We start from the raw sequence: 17,952 nt of genomic DNA on the forward strand, positions 1-17,952 counted from the left end.
GACGTGACAAACCCCGTTGTCAGCCTGGAAATTCTGCGCACCGGACCGCTCGCCGTCGTCCAAGACCTCGGTCGGGTCGGGCAGGCCCACCTCGGCGTCGGCCGCTCCGGTGCCGCCGATCGTCGCTCGCACAAACTCGCCAACCGGCTGGTCGCAAACCCCGACGACCGCGCCACCGTCGAAGTGACGTTCGGGGGTTTCGCGGCCCGGGTGCACGGCGGTGACGTCGACATCGCGGTCACCGGCGCCGACACCGACCCATCGGTCAACGGAATCAAGTTCGGCACCAACAGCATTCATCATGTCCGCGATGGCCAAGTGATTTCGCTGGGCACCCCGCGGGCCGGGCTGCGGACATACCTTGCGGTGCGTGGCGGCATCGCGGTGCAGCCGGTGCTGGGCTCGCGCAGCTACGACGTGATGTCGGCGATCGGCCCGTCGCCGCTGTCCCCTGGAGACCAGCTTCCGGTCGGCGCGCACACCGACGAATACCCCGAACTCGACCAGGCTCCGGTGGCGGCCATCACGGCCGAACCGGTCGAGCTGCTGGCGGTACCCGGACCACGCGACGACTGGTTCGTCGATCCCGCCGTCCTGGTGCACACCGACTGGGTGGCATCCGATCGCAGCGACCGGGTCGGGATGCGGTTGGTCGGCCGCCCGCTGCAGTACCGCTTCCCCGACCGGCAGCTGCCCAGCGAGGGCGCGACAAGGGGCGCAATTCAGGTGCCGCCCAACGGATTACCGGTAATCATGGGTCCCGATCATCCGATCACCGGCGGGTACCCGGTCGTCGGCGTGGTGATCGACGAGGACATCGACAAGGTCGCCCAGGTGCGGGCGGGCCAGCGCGTGCGACTGCACTGGGCACGCCCGCGATCACCGGTGGGCCCCCAGTCTCACTGAGCCCGATTCTCCTGATGCGAGGCCGGCGTCAAGACTGGTAGACAAGGAGTGTGCGCACCCAGGTACACACCGCACGCCTGGTTCACACTGCCGATCTCGACAGCGATACTCGCCAGCGCGTCCACGACATGGTGACCGAAGCCTTCGCGGGTGATTTCACCGAGGACGACTGGGAGCACACCCTGGGCGGCATGCACGCCCTGATCTGGCATCACGGCGCGATCATCGCGCACGCCGCGGTGGTCCAGCGGCGCCTGATCTACCAGGGCGACGCGCTGCGCTGCGGCTACGTCGAAGGTGTCGCGGTGCGGGAGGATCACCGTGGCCAGGGGCTGGTGCACGCGCTGCTGGACGGGGTCGAGCAGGTGATGCGCGGCGCCTACCAGTTGGGCGCGCTGAGTTCATCGGTGCAGGCCCGCGGCCTCTATGCGGCACGCGGCTGGCTGCCCTGGACCGGTCCGACGTCGGTGCTGGCCCCGAGCGGTCCCACGCGCACACCCGACGACGACGAAACGATATTCGTCTTCCCGGTGGTGAGCGCCCTGGACACCTCCGCGGAATTGATGTGCGACTGGCGCGCCGGCGACGTTTGGTAGGTGTGCTCGAAATCTCGTTCACCCCAGCGTGATTCATCACAACGCGGTTGGCTACACTGTGAGTTGCTGTGGTTTTCCCAGCCGCTATTGTGGTGCACGCCACACTGATTGACGGCCCTCACACCGCCTGACTTCCGAAGGTGAGCGGAAATTCACGCCCGGGTCATTGCGGGCAGCGCTCGGGCAACAATGGATTCCTAGCGTTGTCGCCATGAAACTCTCGTTGGGCCGCTCGCATGTCCTTTCGAACTGGGACCCCGAAGACACGGCGGCCTGGGAGGCCGGCAACGACAAGATCGCTCGTCGCAACCTGATCTGGTCGGTGGCCGCGGAGCACATCGGCTTCTCGGTCTGGTCGATCTGGTCGGTGATGGTGCTGTTCATGCCGGCGTCGGTGTACGGCTTTTCCGCCGGGGACAAATTCCTGCTCGGCGCCACCGCGACCCTGGTTGGGGCCTGCCTGCGCTTCCCCTACACGTTCGCCACCGCGAAGTTCGGCGGGCGCAACTGGACGGTGTTCTCGGCGCTGGTGCTGTTGATCCCGACCGTCGGCACGATGGTGCTGCTGGCCCACCCCGGTCTGCCGCTGTGGCCGTATCTGGTGTGCGCGGCGCTGGCCGGCCTCGGTGGCGGCAACTTCGCGTCGTCGATGACCAACATCAACGCGTTCTACCCGCAGCGCCTGAAGGGCTGGGCATTGGCGGTCAACGCCGGAGGCGGCAATCTCGGTGTGCCGGCGGTCCAGCTGGTCGGCCTGCTCGTGATCGCGGCCGCCGGAAACCGACAGCCATATTGGGTGTGCGCCATTTACCTTGTGCTGCTGGCGTTCGCCGGTATCGGCGCCGCGCTCTACATGGACAACCTGCAGCACTACCGCATCGATACCAACACCATGCGGGCGGTCCTGTCCGAGCCACACACCTGGGTGATCGCGCTGCTGTACATCGGCACCTTCGGCTCGTTCATCGGTTTCTCGTTCGCGTTTGGCCAGGTGCTGCAGATGAACTTCGTCGCCAGCGGCGAGAACACCGCGCAAGCCTCCCTGCACGCAGCCCAAATCGCTTTCTTGGGACCACTATTGGGATCAATATCGCGGGTTTACGGCGGCAAGCTCGCCGACCGCATCGGTGGCGGCAGGGTCACGCTCGCCGTCTTCTGTTCGATGATTCTGGCCGGCGGAATATTGGTCAGCGCAAGCACTTTCGGCAGTCATGGCGCCGGCCGGACTTCCGCCGCCACGATGGTCGGTTTCGTGATCGGCTTCGTCGCACTGTTCATCCTGTCCGGCATCGGCAATGGGTCTGTGTACAAGATGATTCCGTCGATTTTCGAGGCGCGTAGTCACTCGCTGCAGATGGGCGAGACGGAGCGGCGGCAGTGGTCGCGCTCGATGTCTGGAGCACTGATCGGACTCGCCGGTGCGATCGGCGCCCTCGGCGGCGTCGGCGTCAACCTGGCACTGCGCCAGTCGTATCTGCACAGTGGTACCGCGACGTCGGCGTTCTGGGCCTTTACGTTGTGCTACGTGGCCGCCTCGGTACTGACCTGGGCGGTGTACGTCCGCCGTCCGCTCGAGGTGACCGCACCGGAGGCCGCATCGGGGGCTCGGCTGGCTACCGTATAACCGCGGTATACGCGCGATACCGATTCGATAGAGAACTCGTAGAGCACGAAATGTGTTGCACCTCACTTCGAATTCCGCGAACACCCCGAAACCGTCGAGTAATTGACACCCTCAGCGATCTACCAGATAACTGGGATTCAACCTACAGGCGATATTGGCCCGAATAAGTTGACGCAGTTCGGTTCCGAATGTGAGCATCGAGACCACGGCAGGGCATGCCTCGCTAGTTCGCGGCGCCCGCAAGGGCATTGAAGGCCCGACTCACCGCAGCTCTTCCCACTGATGGGCTGAACTGGTTGACGCACAGATGATTTCGACCACTCGTTTACGGAAGGTGCAGATCGCATGGGCCGCAGCCACCGCATCACGGACTGGAATCCGGACGACGCTGCGGCCTGGGACGCCGGCAACAACAAGATCGCCCGCCGCAATCTGCTGTGCACGATGGCGGGTGACCATGTCGCCTTCTCGATCTGGACGTTGTGGTCGGTGATGGTGCTGTTCATGCCGATGTCGGTCTACGGCTTCCGCGCCAGCGACAAGTTGCTCCTCGGTGCGGTTGCCACTCTGGTCGGCGGCGGCGCACGCATCCCCTACACCCTGGGCATCGCCAAGTTCGGTGGCCGCAACTGGACCGTGTTCTCCGCGTTCGTGCTGCTGGTCCCGACCGCGGGCACCATCGTCCTGCTGGCCAATCCCGGGCTGCCGTTGTGGCCGTATGTGATCTGCGCCGCACTGACCGGACTGGGCGGCGGAAATTACGCGGCATCGCTGGCCAACGTCAACGCGTTCTATCCGCAGCGGCTCAAGGGCACGGCGCTGGCGATCAACGCCGGCGTCGGCAATCTCGGTGTCGCGGTGATCCAATTGATCGGCCTGCTGGCGCTGGCCACCGCCGGCCACCAGGCGCCATACCGGGTGTGCGCGGTCTACCTGATTCTGCTCACTGCCGTCGGTATCGCCGCGGCGCTGTTCATGGACAACCTCGACCACGGCATCCAGCTCAACCACATGCGCTCGACCCTCTTCGACCGCGACACCTGGGTGATCTCGCTGCTCTACATCTGCACCTTCGGCTCCTGGATCGGGTTCTCCTTCGCCTTCGGTCAGATCCTGGAGGTCAACTTCGCGGCCAATGGCGAAAGCGCCGCGCATGCGTCGCTGCACGCGGCTCAAATCGCCTTTGTCGGGCCGCTATTGGGCTCGCTGGCGCGGATCTACGGCGGTCGGCTGGCGGACCGCCGTAGCGGTAGCCGCGTCACCCTGGGCGTCCTGGTGGGCATGATCGTGGGCGCAGGCCTGCTGGTGGGCATCAGCACGGTCGAGGACCGCAGCGGCGCTACGTCGTCCACCGCAATGGTCGGCTCGGTCATCGGATTCATCGTCTTGTTCGTGTTGTCGGGAATGGGCAACGGCTCGGTGTTCAAACTGATCCCGTCGGTCTTCGAGGCGCGGAGTCGCTCGCTGGATGCCAGCGAGGCGGAGCGCCGGCAGTGGTCGCGTGCCAAATCGGGATCGCTGATCGGCATCTGCTCGGCGGTCGGGGCGCTCGGCGGCGTCGGAATCAACTTGGCGCTGCGCGAGTCCTACCTGCGCAGCGGCACCGAGACATCGGCGTATTGGCTGTTCCTGGCCTCCTACGTCGTCGCGGCAATCCTGACGTGGAGGATGTATGTGCGTCGCCCGGAGTCGACGTTGGCCGCACCGGATTCGGTGCTCACACCGGAACCCGCTCGGGTGTGACAATCACCGCAACATGGGCAATGCTTAAGCAATCGCCAGGTAACGGTGCCGAAACGTCACAGGCATACACAGGTCGTATGGAGCAGCCCGCCTCACCACCGCTAACCGGATACCGGATAGCGGTCACCTCGGCGCGCCGCTCCGAGGAGCTGTGCGCACTGCTGAGCCGTCAGGGCGCCGAGGTCTCCAGCGCCGCCGCGATCAACATGATCGCGTTGCCCGAAGACGACGAACTGCAGAGCAATACCGAAGCCGTGATCGCCGACCCGCCCGACATCTTGGTCGCGCACACCGGGATCGGATTTCGCGGCTGGGTGGCCGCAGCCGAAGGTTGGGGCCTGTCGAACCAACTCATCGGGTCGTTGTCCAAGGCGCGGGTGCTGGCCCGCGGGCCCAAGGCGACCGGTGCGCTGCGCGCTGCCGGCTTGCACGAGGAGTGGTCACCGAAATCTGAATCCTCCCAAGAGCTTCTCAAGTACTTGCTCGAATCGCCGTTGTCCGGGCTACGTATCGCGGTCCAACTGCACGGTGCCGCCGACGCTTGGGACCCGTTCCCGGAATTCATCGGCGGCTTGCGCGCCGCCGGCGCCAACGTGGTGCCCATCCGGGTGTACCGGTGGAAGTCGACTCCCTTGGGCGGCAACTTCGACCAACTGGTCACCGGAATCGCGCGACGCCAGTTCGATGCGGTCAGCTTCACCTCGGCGCCCGCCGCGGCGGCGGTCCTGGAACGCAGCCGCGACTTGAATATCGAGACCCAGGTGATCGAGGCGCTGCGCACCGACGTCCACGCGATGTGCGTCGGCCCGGTGACGGCACAGCCATTACACCGCAAGAGCATTCCGACATCGGCGCCCGAACGAATGCGGTTGGGCGCCTTGGCCCGTCACATCGCAGAGAAGCTTCCGCTACTCGGATCGTGCAACGTGACGGCCGCGGGGCACGCGGTCGAGATCCGCGGAAACTGCGTGCTGGTCGACGGTTCGGTCCAGTCACTGTCCGGGTCCGGGATGGCGGTGCTGCGCGCGTTGGCGCAGCGTCCCGGCGACGTCGTCGCCCGTGGTGATTTGTTACGGGTACTGCCCGGCAACAGCAACGACCCGCACGCCGTCGACACCGCCGTGCTACGACTGCGAACTGCATTGGGCGACAAGAATATTGTCGCAACAGTCGTCAAACGTGGTTACCGGCTCGCGATCGACGAACCGGCGGTGATGCTATGAGCCTGATACTTGCCGCACACGGCACCCGCCGCCCGGGCGGTGTCGCGATGATCGGCGATCTGGCGGAACAGGTGAGCAGGCAGCTCGGCCGCACCGTGCGGGTCGCCTTCGTCGACGTCCTGGGACCCACACCCAGCGAGGTGCTTTCCGCGACCGGCGGCCACCGGGCCGTCGTGGTGCCCGCGTTCCTGTCCCGCGGCTACCACGTCCGCGCGGATGTCCCCGCGCACGTCGAGGCCAGCGGGCATCCCAATGTCATCGTCACCCCGGCGCTGGGCCCGGGCGGAGAGATCGCCCGGATCGTCGCCGACCAGCTGATGAAATCTGGTTGGCGCCCAGGTGATTCGGTGATCCTCGGGGCGGCGGGAACATCGGATCCCGTCGCGCTCTCGGACCTGCACACCACGGCGACGCTGTTGTCCGCGCTGACCGGCTCACGAGTTACCCTGGGATTTGCCGCCATTGGCGATCCGCAGATCACCGAGGCCGTCGAGATGGCGCGTGCCGGCGGTGCGCGCCGCGTCGCGATCGCCTCCTATCTGCTCGCCGAAGGCCTGTTTCAGGAGAGGCTCCGGAACTGCGGTGCCGATCTGGTCAGCCGGCCGCTGGGGACGCATCCGCGACTGGCGCGCCTGATCGCGAACCGATTCCGCAGGGCGGTGCCGGTGGCGACGCGGCATCCGGTGCGCCGTTACCGCCCGGGCGCGCCGACACACGCGATGCTTGATCTTTGATCACGCTCGGGTGATCCTGGCACCATGCCCAGTCGCGAAGAACCATCGCGTGGGCTCCTCGACCCGGTCGCGAAGATGCTGCGGTTGCCGTTCGGCACACCGGAATTCATCGACCGGATCATCACCGGAGGGGTCAACCAGGTCGGCCGCCGCACGCTCTACATGCTGATCACTACGTGGGATGCCGCCGGCGGTGGGCCGTTCGCGGCGAGCGCGGTCGCGTCCACCGGGATGGCCAAGACCGCCGAGGTGGTGCAAAGCATGTTCATCGGACCGGTTTTCGGCCCGGTGCTGAAAGTGCTTGGCGCCGACAAGGCCGCCGTGCGGGCGTCGTTGTGCGCCTCACAGTTGGTCGGCCTCGGCATCATGCGCTACGGAGTGCGCTCCGAGCCGTTGCACTCGATGTCGGTCGACGCGCTCGTCGACGCGATCGGCCCAACGATGCAACGGTACCTGGTCGGCGATATCGGCTAGGCAGCCAATCGCGCGATCTGGATCTCTCCCTGGTCGGTAACGCGCACCTGGTACACCGGCACCGACACCCGAGGGTCGTCCAGGCAGCAACCGTCGTCCAACGCGAAAGCCTGCTTGAGAATGGGTGATTGGACGGTCACACGACCGCCACGGTCACCGACGATACCGCGCGAGATCACGGCCGCGCCGGAGAACGGGTCGACGTTGCCGACAGCGTGCAGCGACCCGTCGTCCAGACGAAACAGCGCCGCCTGGGAACCGTCGTCGAGCAGCACACCGACTCCGCGACCCGGGATGAGGTGGTCGTAATTGCACGCAGTGGTCCACACCGAAATGTCGTTGAGAAGTGTCACGCTGCCTCCTGAACTCATGAACGGACCCGTGGCATGCCAATGGACACAGGGATTTTGCGCCCGGCATGCTCGGTGAATGTCACAGTCGAATCGATTTCTTCCGGCGCATTGACGAAGGAGACAAACCGCGAGAGTTTGTCGGGATCTTCGAGCACGCCCTTCCACTCACATTCGTAGTTCTCGACGTGCCGCTGCATTGCGGCCTCGAATTCCTGGGCCAGGCCCAGCGAGTCGTCGCACACGACCTCGCGCACGTGGTCGAGGCCGCCGTCCAGGGAGTCGACCCACGGCGCGGTGCGCTGCAGCCGGTCGGCAGTGCGGATGTAGTACATGAGGAAGCGGTCGACGTAGCGGACCAGCGTCTCGGTGTCGAGGTCACTGGCCAGTAGCTGGGCGTGCTTGGGAGTCATGCCGCCGTTGCCGCCGACGTAGAGGTTCCAGCCCTTTTCCGTGGCGATGACGCCCACGTCCTTGCCGCGCGCCTCGGCGCACTCCCGCGCGCAGCCCGAGACGCCCATCTTGATCTTGTGCGGGGCCCGCAGTCCGCGATAGCGCAGCTCCAAGTCGATGGCCAGCTGCACCGAATCCTGCTGGCCGTAGCGGCACCAGTCGGTGCCGACGCAACTCTTCACCGTGCGCAGCGCCTTGCCGTAGGCGTGGCCGGATTCCATGCCGCCGTCCACCAGCCGCTTCCAGATCTGCGGCAACTGGTCCACCCGGGCGCCGAACAGGTCGATCCGCTGGCCACCGGTGATCTTCGTGTAAAGCCCGAAGTCCTGGGCGATCTGGCCGATCAGGATCAGGTGCTCGGGCTTGATGTCGCCGCCGGGCACCCGCGGCACCACCGAGTAGCTGCCGTTCTTCTGAATGTTGGCCAGGAAGTGGTCGTTGGAGTCCTGCAGCGAGGCCTGCTCGCCCTCGAGGATGTGGTCGGAACCGGTCGAGGCGAGGATGGAAGCGACGACGGGTTTGCAGATGTCGCAACCCCTTCCGCGACCGAACCGCTCCAGCAGACCGGAGAAGGTACGGATCTCGGTGGCCGAGATGATCTCGAAAAGCTCCGCGCGCGACTGGCTGAAGTGCTCGCACAACGCCTTTGACTGTTCCACGCCCTCGGCTTCCAGCAGCTGCTTGAGCAGCGGGACGCACGACCCACACGACGTACCAGCCGCCGTGCACGACTTCAGCGATCCGACGTCACCGCAACCGTCGGCGATCGCGCACTTCAGATCGCCCTTGGTGACGTTGTTGCAGGAGCAGATCTGGGCCGAATCCGGGAGCGCGCCGACCCCCAAAGCCGAAGCGCCGCCGCCGGACCCCTCCGGAGCGATCAGCGCAAGCGGGTCGCCCGGCAGCTCGCTACCGACCATCGGCCGCAGCACCCCGTAGCTGGAGGCGTCGCCCACCAGCACCCCACCGAGCAGGGTCTTGGCGTCGTCGGAGAGCACCAGCTTGGCGTAGGTGCGGTTCACCGCATCGTTGATGGCGACCTCGAGGCAGTTCTCGGTCGTGCCCATCGCGTCGCCGAAGCTGGCGACGTCGACGCCCAGCAGTTTGAGCTTGGTGGACAGATCGGCCTCGGGGAACTCGGCGGCGCCGCCCAGCAGCCGGTCCACCACGACCTCCGCGGAGGTGTAGCCCGGTCCGACCAGGCCGTAGCACCGCCCGTCGATCGCAGCGACCTCACCGATCGCGTAGATATCGGGATCGCTTGTCCGGCAGGACAAGTCGGTGAGCACGCCGCCGCGCTGGGCCCGCGTAAGCCCCGCCGCCACGGCCAGCTCGTCACGCGGCCGGATGCCGGCGGCAAAAATCACCGGGCCAGCCTCGATCACCGTGCCGTCGCTCAGCCGCACCCGCGTCGAAGCCGAACCATCGGCGAGTGGGGCGGATTCAATCGATTCGGTGCCCGTGCCGACGTGCACCGAAATCCCGAGCTCGGTGACCATCCTGGCCAGCAGCGCACCGCCGGCCTCGTCGATCTGCTGGGCCATCAGTCGGGGCATCATCTCAACGACGTGTGTTTCCAACCCGAACTGCCGCAACGCGTTCGCGGCTTCCAGCCCGAGCAGGCCGCCGCCGATCACAACGCCGGCAGCATTGTGACCGTCATCACGCGCGCACTCGGCGGCGGCACGGATCGCGTCGAGGTCGTCCAGGGTGCGGTAGACGTGGCAGGCGGGCAGATCGTGCCCGGGCACCGGGGGAACGAACGCGTAGGAACCGGTGGCCAGCACCAGGGCGTCGTAGTCGAACCGCTCGCCGGCCGCTGTCACCACAGACTTTGTCGCACGGTCGATTTCGGTCACCCGCGCGTTCAGCAGCAGCCGCACCCGCTCGTCACCGGCGTAGTCATTGCCGGGCAGCGCCAGCAGGCCGCGGTCCCAGCTTTCGGTGTACGAGGTCAGTCCAACGCGGTCGTAAGCGGCGTCGGCCTCTTCGGCCAAAACGGTGATGCGCCAGGACCCGTCGGTGTCCCGGGCGCGCAGCGCCTCGACCAGACGGTGGCCCACCATGCCGTGCCCGACCACAACCAGGTGACGGGCAGCACAGTGCGCGCGCGTATCGGGGGCTGAGGTCATGCCACGAGGTTAAGGGCCAGAAATTACGGAAATTTCGCTGAATGTATCGCTCGTATGACGTGGCTCTCACACCTCACAATTTCCTGTGTGATGTGTGTTCGCTCCGGGCGAACGGCCTGGTGGAACTTAAGCGTGGTCAGCTCAAGTTTGTCTAGGTAGCGGGCCGGCAAGGAGCCGGTCACAGCACACTCACAATGAAGTTCAAGGAAGCAAAGAGGAGACGCCATGAGCAATCTCGCAGTGTGGTCACGCCCGGCTTGGAACACCGACCGGTGGTTGCGCGACTTTTTCGGCCCCGCCGCGGCAGCGGACTGGTTCAAGCCAGTGACCAGCGGTTTCAACCCGGCGGCCGAGATCGTGAAGGACGGAGACGACGCGGTAGTGCGCCTGGAACTGCCCGGTGTTGACGTCGAGAAAGACGTCAACGTCGAGGTCGACCGGGGCCGCTTGGTAATCCACGGCGAACACCGCGACGAGCACGCCGAGGAGACGGACGGCCGCACGCTGCGGGAAATCCGCTACGGATCGTTCCGCCGCTCGTTCCAGCTGCCCGCGCACGTCACCGGCGAGGCCATCACGGCCTCCTACGACGCCGGCGTGTTGAGCGTGCGGGTCACCGGTGCATACGCCGGAACCCAGGCGCAGCGCATCGAGATCTCCAAGTAAACGTCGACCGTCGAGTTGTTGGGCAACAGCGCGGCAATACCGCCCAACAACTCGACGTTCGCGTTTTACTGGGCGAACGCCTGGTCGGCGTCAATTCCGATCACTCGCAACAGGTTTGCCACCTTGCGATCCAGGCTCTCGCCCACCTTGGTCACCTCGGCAATCCCGAGGCTGCCGAACGCGGGGCCCGGCTGGTCCATCGAGAAGATCGCGTTGCCGTCGGCGCCGGCGTGGACCAGAAGCCGTAATGGCGCGTACAGCAAGGCTTTCGGGTCATGCCGGTACATCGTTTCGGCGATCGTATGGTTGCCGAGCAGATACTCCACCGCCTTCGTCGTGTGGCCGGCGAGCGAGAAGAACGGCAGTGCGTCGATCTTCGCGTAGACCATCAGACCGTTCGGCGCGTTGGTCTCGGCCGCCGCTAGGACGTCGTCCCAGCTGCCACCGCGCGCGACGATCTGTTGCACCACGGACCGGTCCACCGGCGGCGCGGCCTTCTCGAAAGCCGCGATGAACGCCTCGAATTCGACACCGGTGGCGATGTCGATGCGGTTCATGGTGTGTGTGACCACACTGAATTCGACTGTTTTCACGCTACTTGTCATGGCATTCCTCAGGTTTCGATAGTCGGGTCCAGGACGATGACGCCGCGCACTTCGCGGCTCTCCAACCGCCGATGTGCCTCGGCGGCCTGGCTCAATGGCAATACCTCGTCGACGTGCGACATGATCTGCCCGGCCTTGAGGCCGTCGGCCAGGAAGCGCAGCGCGTTGCCGATCAGCTCTGGCCGGTCGTAGAACACCGGAAGATAGAAGCCGATCAGGGCTTGCGATCTGGTCATCAGTCGGCGCGGCGCAAACGGTTCGCCGGGTCCGCGGGTCGAGCCGAGCAGCAGGTACCGGCCGAAAGTGGCTAGGGCGTCGAAGTTTTCCTCGAATACCTCACCGCCGATCGACTCGATCAAGACGTCGACACCGCGGCCCGAAGTCAGCTCCCGCACTTGCTCGGTCCAGCCGGGTTCGTCATAGGAGATCGCGGCGTCGGCACCCAGCGTCCGGACGAATTCACGGCGCGACGCGGTGCTGGCCGTCCCGATGACCGGCTTGGCGCCGAGCGCCTTGCCGATCTGTACCGCAAGGCTGCCCACTCCCCCCGCGGCGCCGTGCACCAACAGCGACTCACCGGCTCGCAGCATGGTCGAGGCCTGCAACAGCAGATGTGCGCAAGCGGCCTGCGCGGCGAATCCCGCCAGCACGCTCAGATCCGCGTCGTCGTCGACGACCGCGCACAGCGCTTCGTCGGCAACGGCAAGCTGGGCGTAGGCACCCTTCGTCATCAGCGCCACCACTTTGGAGCCGACTGCCACCGAAGCTTGCGGGCCCGCCGCGACCACGGTGCCCGCGACCGCCAGGCCGCCCACCTGCGGAAGCTGCACCCCACCCACCCGGGTCTCGGCCTTGTTGTAGACGCCCAACCGCTCGCGGATGTCGGGGAAATTCACTCCGATCGCCGCGGTTTCGATGAGCAGCTGCCGGTGACCGGGCGTTGGGTCCGGAAGAGCCAGGTACTCAAGCACTTCCGGCCCGCCGAAATGGTCGTAGCTGACTGCCTTCATCGTGGCCTGTCTCATTGGTTCGGTGAACGAACTTAACGATTTGGAGTATACGGTTCGGTGAACGAACCATCAAGGGGTAACATTGACGACGTGGCCCTTCCTCGCGAGTACCCCGACGAGAATTGCCCCATCGCACGGTCGCTGGAGGTCGTCGGCGAGCGGTGGACATTGCTGATCGTGCGTGACGCCTTTTACGGCGCACGCCGTTTCAGCGACCTCCACAATCACCTGGGCATTCCCAAGGCCGTGCTGGCCGACCGCCTCGCGTTCCTGGTTGCCGAGGGTGTACTGAGCAAAGAAGTCAACGAGTATCGACTCACCGCGAAGGGCATGCAGCTGTGGCCGCTGATCTGGTCGATGATCACCTGGGGCCGAGAGAACTTGCTGGACAAACCGACCCGGACGTATCGGCACGCGGAATGCGGGGGTGCGATCGGACCCGATCGCGTCTGCCAACGATGCGAGCAGACCCCCGAGGTCGGCGATCTCGTTGTCCACCCGCCGCGCCGTCCGCACGATCCGAACCGAGACGATCCGGTCACCCGCGCGCTGCGCCGGCCGCACCGGATGCTGGAACCGATCTAGCGGTCAGCCCCAGCGGGCCAGCAGCTCCTTGGCCCGGCCGGCCAGTGCGGCTTGCAAGAACGGGCCGAAGCTGATCCGGGCGACACCCAGCGGGCCGAATGACGCCGGGTCGTCCTGGTCGGGCAGTGCGATCGCGTTGATCGGCAGCGGCAGCTCAGTTGCCAAGCGCCGCAACGTCTCCGGGGCGTGGCGACCAACCGGGTAGAGCACGTCGGCGCCGGCGTCGGCCGCCTCGGTCAGTCGTGCGACGACCCGCTCGACACGGTCCGAATCGTCCCCGTCGTTGCGCAGGAAGACGTCGGTGCGGGCGTTGATCACGACCCGCACACCGGCCGCATCGGCGGCCGACCGTAGTGCGCCGACCAATTCGGCATGCTCACGGGCGGACCGCAGCCGCTTGTTCTCGGCATGCACGGTGTCCTCGATGTTGAGCCCGACGGCGCCGACGCTGAGCAAGCCGTCGATCAGGCGCTGGGCCGGCTGCCCGTATCCCGACTCGATGTCCACCGACACCGGGACGTCGACCGCCGCGGTGATCTGGGCGACCCGGGTGAGCACATCGTCGAAGGACATGCCCTCCCCATCAGGTTTGCCAATGGAGTCGGCCAGCGGATGGCTGCCGACGGTCAAGGCGGCAAATCCGGCAGCCGCGGCAAGGCGCGCCGACCAGGCATCCCACACGGTCGGGAGCACGACGGGGTTGCCCGGTTGATGCAGTTCCAGCAGTGTGGCCGCGCGCTGCGCGGCGGTGGTCTGACCTGGCATGTGTGTTTGCTCCGCGATCTGGGCGAGTCATCTTTCCGACGTCAGTCCGGTGCGGTGGATAGTATCGAAAGTCATACTGTGATTCTTGACACCCTCAGCCTTTAGGAGACCCCTTGTCCGCCACGACCGAACTCGCCGAACTGCACGATCTCATCGGCGGTTTGCGGCGGTGCGTGAGCTCCTTGAAGTCTCGCTACGGCGACAGCCCGGCAATGCGCCGCATCATGATCGACGCCGATCGCATCATGAGCGATGTCGAATTACTCGACACCGATGTTTCGGAATTGGACTTGGCGCGAGCCACTGTTCAGCACTCCGGCGAAAAGATCACCATTCCCGACACCCAATACGACACCGACTTCTGGCGCGATGTCGATGACGAGGGTGTCGGGGGTCACAATCGCTCCTGATATTCCAAGCCCCCGTTAAATCGGGGTACCCGGTCTTGTACCCTTCGACCAACAGCCCTGTTCGAAGAGGAACATTTGCATGAGCGCACCTGCGGCGAACCGTCCTGCGTCCGGCATCTTTTCACCGACGCGCGCCCAAATTCCGGACCGGACACTACGTACCGACCGGTGGTGGTTGTCACCGTTGCGGGTCGACCTGGGCTTCGCCGCGTTTGTCATCTACGCGACGGTGCGCGCGTTCCTGCAGAACAACTATTTCGTCGAGAAGTACCACTACCTGACGCCGTTCTATTCGCCGTGCGTCAGTCAGGGGTGCGTGAAAGAGGCCAGTGAGTTCTGGCCGCAGATCCTTCCAGATGTGTGGTGGCTGCCCTACGCGGCGCTGACGCTGCCCTTCCTGCTGCTGTTCCGGCTGACCTGCTACTACTACCGTGGCGCCTACTACCGCACGGTGTGGCAGTCGCCCACCGCCTGCGCGGTGGCCGAGCCACGCGTCCACTACACCGGCGAGACCAAGTTCCCGCTGATCATTCAGAACACCCACCGCTACTTCTTCTATGTCGCCGGAATCATCTCGGTGATCAACACTTACGACGCGATCGTCGCGTTCCACTCCGAGACCGGGCCGGGCGGATTCGGTTTCGGACTGGGCAACATCATCCTGCTCGGCAACGTCATCATGCTGTGGGTCTACACGCTGTCCTGCCACTCGTGCCGGCACGTGACCGGTGGGCGGCTCAAGCACTTCTCCAAACACCCTGTGCGGTACTGGTTCTGGACCCAGGTCAGTCGGCTCAACACCCGGCACAAGTTGTACGCGTGGATCACCCTGGGCACGCTGATGGTCACCGATTTCTACGTCGCACTAGTGGCCAGTGGCACCATCTCTGACCTGAGATTTGTTGGCTGATAAGCCCTTTCGCGGAAATTCAGACAGTTAAGTGAGGTTCCATGACTGAGGTCGAACGCCACTCCTACGACGTGGTCGTGATCGGTGCCGGCGGCGCGGGGTTGCGCGCGGTCATCGAGGCGCGGGAACGCGGTCTCAAGGTTGCGGTGGTGACCAAGTCGCTGTTCGGCAAGGCCCATACAGTGATGGCCGAGGGCGGCTGCGCGGCCGCGATGGGCAACACCAACCCCAAGGACAACTGGAAAACCCACTTCGGCGACACCATGCGCGGTGGCAAGTTCCTCAACAACTGGCGGATGGCCGAACTGCATGCCAAGGAGGCACCGGACCGGGTCTGGGAGCTGGAGACCTACGGCGCCCTGTTCGACCGCCTCAAGGACGGAAAGATCAGCCAGCGCAACTTCGGTGGGCACACCTACCCGCGGCTGGCGCACGTCGGTGACCGCACCGGCCTGGAGCTGATCCGCACCATGCAGCAGAAGATCGTCTCGCTGCAGCAGGAGGACTTCGCCGAACTCGGCGACTACGAGGCACGGATCAAGGTCTTCGCCGAATGCGCCATCACCGAGCTGCTCAAAGACGGCGACGCGATCGCCGGGGCGTTCGGCTACTGGCGCCAAAGCGGCGGGTTCGTCGTGTTCGACGCACCCGCCGTAGTGCTGGCCACCGGCGGGATCGGCAAGTCCTTCAAGGTCACGTCGAACTCCTGGGAGTACACCGGCGACGGCCACGCGCTGGCACTGCGGGCCGGCGCGACGCTGATCAACATGGAGTTCATCCAGTTCCACCCGACGGGCATGGTCTGGCCGCCGAGTGTGAAGGGGATCCTGGTCACCGAGGGTGTGCGTGGTGACGGCGGGGTGCTGAAGAACTCCGACAACAAGCGCTTCATGTTCGACTACATCCCCCCGGTGTTCAAGGGGCAGTATGCCGAATCCGAGCAAGAAGCCGACCAGTGGCTCAAGGACAACGACTCGGCCCGCCGCACCCCGGACCTGCTGCCCCGCGACGAGGTCGCCCGCGCGATCAACTCCGAGGTCAAGTCCGGTCGCGGCACCCCGCACGGCGGTGTCTACCTGGACATCGCCTCGCGGTTGACGCCCGACGAGATCAAGCGGCGGCTGCCGTCGATGCACCACCAGTTTATGGAGCTGGCCGGCGTCGACATCACCAAGGAGCCGATGGAAGTCGGGCCCACCTGTCACTACGTGATGGGCGGCGTCGAGGTCGACCCCGACACCGGTGCGGCCACCGTCGCCGGCCTGTTCGCCGCCGGCGAATGCTCGGGCGGCATGCACGGCTCCAACCGTCTGGGCGGCAACTCGCTGTCGGACCTGCTGGTCTTCGGCCGGCGTGCCGGGCTGGGCGCCGCCGATTACGCGCGCGCCCTGGCCAGCCGCCCGACCGTCAGCGAGGACTCGATCGAGGCGGCGGCAAAGCGTGCGCTGAGTCCCTTCGAGGGACCGACCAACGGCGCCGCCGCGGAGAATCCGTACACGCTGCAACACGAACTGCAGCAGTCGATGAACGACCTGGTCGGCATCATCCGCAAGCCGGAGGAGGTCGCCGAGGCGCTTGAACGGCTCACCGCGCTACGCGAGCGGTTCAAGCACATCCATGTCGAGGGGCACCGGCAGTACAACCCCGGCTGGAACCTGGCGATCGACCTGCGCAACCAGTTGCTGGTCAGCGAATGCGTGGCCAAGGCCGCGCTGATGCGCACCGAGAGCCGCGGCGGACACACCCGCGACGACCACCCGGGCATGGACTCGTCGTGGCGCAAGGTGTTGCTGGTGTGCCGCGCCGCCGGCGGCGACGACTTGATTCCGGACGTCACCGTCACGCGCGAAGACCAGGTGCCGATGCGGCCCGACCTCTTGGAGCTCTTCGAGATCTCCGAGCTGGAGAAGTACTTCACCGACGAAGAGCTGGCCGACCACCCAGGACGGAGGGGCTAATGAGCTACGACGCGACGATGCGGGTGTGGCGCGGCGACGATGTCGGCGGCGCGCTGCAGGACTTCACGGTCGAGGTCAACGAGGGCGAGGTGGTGCTCGACATCATCCATCGTCTGCAGGCGACCCAGACTCCGGACCTCGCGGTGCGGTGGAACTGCAAGGCGGGCAAGTGCGGATCCTGCTCGGCCGAGATCAACGGCAAGCCGAAGTTGATGTGCATGACCCGGATGTCGTCGTTCGCCGAGAACGAGGTCGTGACGGTAACGCCGCTGCGGACCTTCCCGGTGATCCGCGACCTGGTCACCGACGTCTCGTTCAACTACGAAAAGGCCCGGGAGATCCCGTCTTTCGCGCCGCCAAAGGACCTCCAGCCCGGCGAGTACCGGATGGCGCAGGAGGACGTCCAGCGCTCGCAGGAGTTCCGTAAGTGCATCGAGTGCTTCCTGTGCAACAACGTGTGTCACGTGGTGCGCGACCACGAGGAGAACAAGAAGTCTTTCGCCGGCCCTCGCTTCCTGATGCGGGCCGCCGAGCTGGAGATGCACCCGCTGGACACACTCGACCGGCGCGACATGGCGCAGGACGAATTCGGCCTCGGGTTCTGCAACATCACCAAGTGCTGCACCGAGGTATGCCCGGAACACATCAAGATCACCGACAACGCGCTGATCCCGATGAAAGAGCGGGTTGCCGACCGTAAATACGACCCGATCGTTTGGCTGGGCAACAAGCTGTTCCGGCGGTAACTTTTTCGCCGAACGTGCACTGATGGCGAAAATTTGGCTGATTTTGCGCCCTGAGAGCACGT

18 protein-coding genes are annotated in these 17,952 nt (G+C 65.5%); 13 read left to right on the forward strand and 5 right to left on the reverse strand.

Annotated elements, in window-relative coordinates:
- The first annotated feature begins 3 nt into the window (after positions 1-3).
- The 7 genes from G6N55_RS15030 to G6N55_RS15060 all read left to right on the forward strand — a co-directional run bounded on the left by G6N55_RS15030 (position 4) and on the right by G6N55_RS15060 (position 7,300).
- Positions 4-906 (forward strand): 5-oxoprolinase/urea amidolyase family protein, encoded by a 903-nt coding sequence (locus tag G6N55_RS15030; protein ID WP_232078758.1) that lies wholly within the window; start codon positions 4-6, stop codon positions 904-906.
- Between the two features lie 50 nt (positions 907-956).
- Complete coding sequence (locus G6N55_RS15035) at positions 957-1,502, forward strand: GNAT family N-acetyltransferase (protein WP_085222537.1); 546 nt, start codon at positions 957-959, stop codon at positions 1,500-1,502.
- Between the two features lie 223 nt (positions 1,503-1,725).
- Positions 1,726-3,126, forward strand: a complete 1,401-nt coding sequence (locus tag G6N55_RS15040) for a nitrate/nitrite transporter (protein WP_139826898.1) — start codon at positions 1,726-1,728, stop codon at positions 3,124-3,126.
- Between the two features lie 345 nt (positions 3,127-3,471).
- On the forward strand, positions 3,472-4,869 hold the full coding sequence (locus tag G6N55_RS15045; protein WP_085222535.1) for a nitrate/nitrite transporter: 1,398 nt from the start codon (positions 3,472-3,474) through the stop codon (positions 4,867-4,869).
- A 77-nt stretch (positions 4,870-4,946) separates the two neighbouring features.
- Positions 4,947-6,092 (forward strand): uroporphyrinogen-III synthase, encoded by a 1,146-nt coding sequence (locus G6N55_RS15050; protein ID WP_085222534.1) that lies wholly within the window; start codon positions 4,947-4,949, stop codon positions 6,090-6,092.
- The gene (locus G6N55_RS15055) at positions 6,089-6,826 is read left to right on the forward strand and encodes a sirohydrochlorin chelatase (RefSeq protein WP_085222533.1); all 738 of its coding nucleotides are present in this window, start codon (positions 6,089-6,091) and stop codon (positions 6,824-6,826) included. Before G6N55_RS15050 ends, G6N55_RS15055 begins: the two co-directional genes overlap by 4 nt.
- 24 nt (positions 6,827-6,850) lie before the next feature.
- Positions 6,851-7,300 carry a TetR/AcrR family transcriptional regulator gene (locus G6N55_RS15060; RefSeq protein ID WP_085222532.1) on the forward strand — a complete coding sequence of 150 codons (450 nt, stop codon included), beginning with the start codon at positions 6,851-6,853 and terminating at the stop codon, positions 7,298-7,300.
- On the opposite strand, the gene nirD is transcribed toward G6N55_RS15060, so the two are convergent.
- Both nirD and nirB read right to left on the reverse strand, forming a co-directional pair.
- Positions 7,297-7,653: a nitrite reductase small subunit NirD gene (gene nirD / locus G6N55_RS15065; RefSeq protein ID WP_085223006.1), complete on the reverse strand. Its 357-nt coding sequence runs from the start codon at positions 7,651-7,653 to the stop codon at positions 7,297-7,299. The genes G6N55_RS15060 and nirD overlap by 4 nt on opposite strands.
- Before the next feature lie 14 nt (positions 7,654-7,667).
- The gene (gene nirB / locus G6N55_RS15070) at positions 7,668-10,235 is read right to left on the reverse strand and encodes a nitrite reductase large subunit NirB (RefSeq protein WP_085222531.1); all 2,568 of its coding nucleotides are present in this window, start codon (positions 10,233-10,235) and stop codon (positions 7,668-7,670) included.
- A gap of 225 nt (positions 10,236-10,460) precedes the next feature.
- On the opposite strand from nirB, the gene G6N55_RS15075 reads away from it, so the two are divergent.
- Complete coding sequence (locus G6N55_RS15075; protein WP_085222530.1) at positions 10,461-10,901, forward strand: Hsp20/alpha crystallin family protein; 441 nt, start codon at positions 10,461-10,463, stop codon at positions 10,899-10,901.
- Between the two features lie 65 nt (positions 10,902-10,966).
- Here G6N55_RS15075 and G6N55_RS15080 read toward each other — a convergent pair whose 3' ends face one another.
- Both G6N55_RS15080 and G6N55_RS15085 read right to left on the reverse strand, forming a co-directional pair.
- The gene (locus tag G6N55_RS15080; protein ID WP_085222529.1) at positions 10,967-11,506 is read right to left on the reverse strand and encodes a DUF302 domain-containing protein; all 540 of its coding nucleotides are present in this window, start codon (positions 11,504-11,506) and stop codon (positions 10,967-10,969) included.
- 8 nt (positions 11,507-11,514) lie between these two features.
- Positions 11,515-12,516 carry a quinone oxidoreductase family protein gene (locus tag G6N55_RS15085; RefSeq protein ID WP_085222528.1) on the reverse strand — a complete coding sequence of 334 codons (1,002 nt, stop codon included), beginning with the start codon at positions 12,514-12,516 and terminating at the stop codon, positions 11,515-11,517.
- 90 nt (positions 12,517-12,606) lie between these two features.
- Between G6N55_RS15085 and G6N55_RS15090 the strand changes: the two genes are divergently transcribed.
- Positions 12,607-13,101, forward strand: a complete 495-nt coding sequence (locus G6N55_RS15090) for a winged helix-turn-helix transcriptional regulator (protein WP_085222527.1) — start codon at positions 12,607-12,609, stop codon at positions 13,099-13,101.
- 3 nt (positions 13,102-13,104) lie between these two features.
- Here the strand turns inward: G6N55_RS15090 and G6N55_RS15095 are convergent, their stop codons facing one another.
- The gene (locus G6N55_RS15095; RefSeq protein WP_085222526.1) at positions 13,105-13,866 is read right to left on the reverse strand and encodes an isocitrate lyase/PEP mutase family protein; all 762 of its coding nucleotides are present in this window, start codon (positions 13,864-13,866) and stop codon (positions 13,105-13,107) included.
- Between the two features lie 113 nt (positions 13,867-13,979).
- Here G6N55_RS15095 and G6N55_RS15100 point away from each other — a divergent pair, with 113 nt between their 5' ends.
- The 4 genes from G6N55_RS15100 to G6N55_RS15115 all read left to right on the forward strand — a co-directional run bounded on the left by G6N55_RS15100 (position 13,980) and on the right by G6N55_RS15115 (position 17,890).
- Entirely contained in the window at positions 13,980-14,276 is a 297-nt protein-coding gene (locus G6N55_RS15100) for a hypothetical protein (RefSeq protein WP_085222525.1), read from the forward strand.
- Between the two features lie 79 nt (positions 14,277-14,355).
- A complete protein-coding gene (locus tag G6N55_RS15105) occupies positions 14,356-15,186 on the forward strand; it encodes a hypothetical protein (RefSeq protein WP_085222524.1) in 831 nt (276 codons plus the stop codon).
- 41 nt (positions 15,187-15,227) lie between these two features.
- Positions 15,228-17,144: a fumarate reductase/succinate dehydrogenase flavoprotein subunit gene (locus G6N55_RS15110; RefSeq protein ID WP_085222523.1), complete on the forward strand. Its 1,917-nt coding sequence runs from the start codon at positions 15,228-15,230 to the stop codon at positions 17,142-17,144.
- A complete protein-coding gene (locus G6N55_RS15115) occupies positions 17,144-17,890 on the forward strand; it encodes a succinate dehydrogenase/fumarate reductase iron-sulfur subunit (protein WP_085222522.1) in 747 nt (248 codons plus the stop codon). The genes G6N55_RS15110 and G6N55_RS15115 overlap by 1 nt, the downstream gene beginning before the upstream one ends.
- Positions 17,891-17,952 lie beyond the last annotated feature (62 nt).

This window comes from Mycobacterium florentinum, from assembly GCF_010730355.1.
Lineage (GTDB): Bacteria > Actinomycetota > Actinomycetes > Mycobacteriales > Mycobacteriaceae > Mycobacterium > Mycobacterium florentinum.

What these genes read in the sequence shown, in the direction of transcription:
- G6N55_RS15045 (WP_085222535.1), top strand. Translation starts at nt 3,472, where the DNA reads ATGGGCCGCAGCCACCGCATCACGGACTGGAATCCGGACGACGCTGCG.
- G6N55_RS15050 (WP_085222534.1), top strand. Translation starts at nt 4,947, where the DNA reads ATGGAGCAGCCCGCCTCACCACCGCTAACCGGATACCGGATAGCGGTC.
- G6N55_RS15055 (WP_085222533.1), top strand. Translation starts at nt 6,089, where the DNA reads ATGAGCCTGATACTTGCCGCACACGGCACCCGCCGCCCGGGCGGTGTC.
- G6N55_RS15060 (WP_085222532.1), top strand. Translation starts at nt 6,851, where the DNA reads ATGCCCAGTCGCGAAGAACCATCGCGTGGGCTCCTCGACCCGGTCGCG.
- nirB (WP_085222531.1), bottom strand. Translation starts at nt 10,235, where the DNA reads ATGACCTCAGCCCCCGATACGCGCGCGCACTGTGCTGCCCGTCACCTG.
- G6N55_RS15075 (WP_085222530.1), top strand. Translation starts at nt 10,461, where the DNA reads ATGAGCAATCTCGCAGTGTGGTCACGCCCGGCTTGGAACACCGACCGG.
- G6N55_RS15080 (WP_085222529.1), bottom strand. Translation starts at nt 11,506, where the DNA reads ATGACAAGTAGCGTGAAAACAGTCGAATTCAGTGTGGTCACACACACC.
- G6N55_RS15085 (WP_085222528.1), bottom strand. Translation starts at nt 12,516, where the DNA reads ATGAAGGCAGTCAGCTACGACCATTTCGGCGGGCCGGAAGTGCTTGAG.
- G6N55_RS15095 (WP_085222526.1), bottom strand. Translation starts at nt 13,866, where the DNA reads ATGCCAGGTCAGACCACCGCCGCGCAGCGCGCGGCCACACTGCTGGAA.
- G6N55_RS15105 (WP_085222524.1), top strand. Translation starts at nt 14,356, where the DNA reads ATGAGCGCACCTGCGGCGAACCGTCCTGCGTCCGGCATCTTTTCACCG.
- G6N55_RS15110 (WP_085222523.1), top strand. Translation starts at nt 15,228, where the DNA reads ATGACTGAGGTCGAACGCCACTCCTACGACGTGGTCGTGATCGGTGCC.
- G6N55_RS15115 (WP_085222522.1), top strand. Translation starts at nt 17,144, where the DNA reads ATGAGCTACGACGCGACGATGCGGGTGTGGCGCGGCGACGATGTCGGC.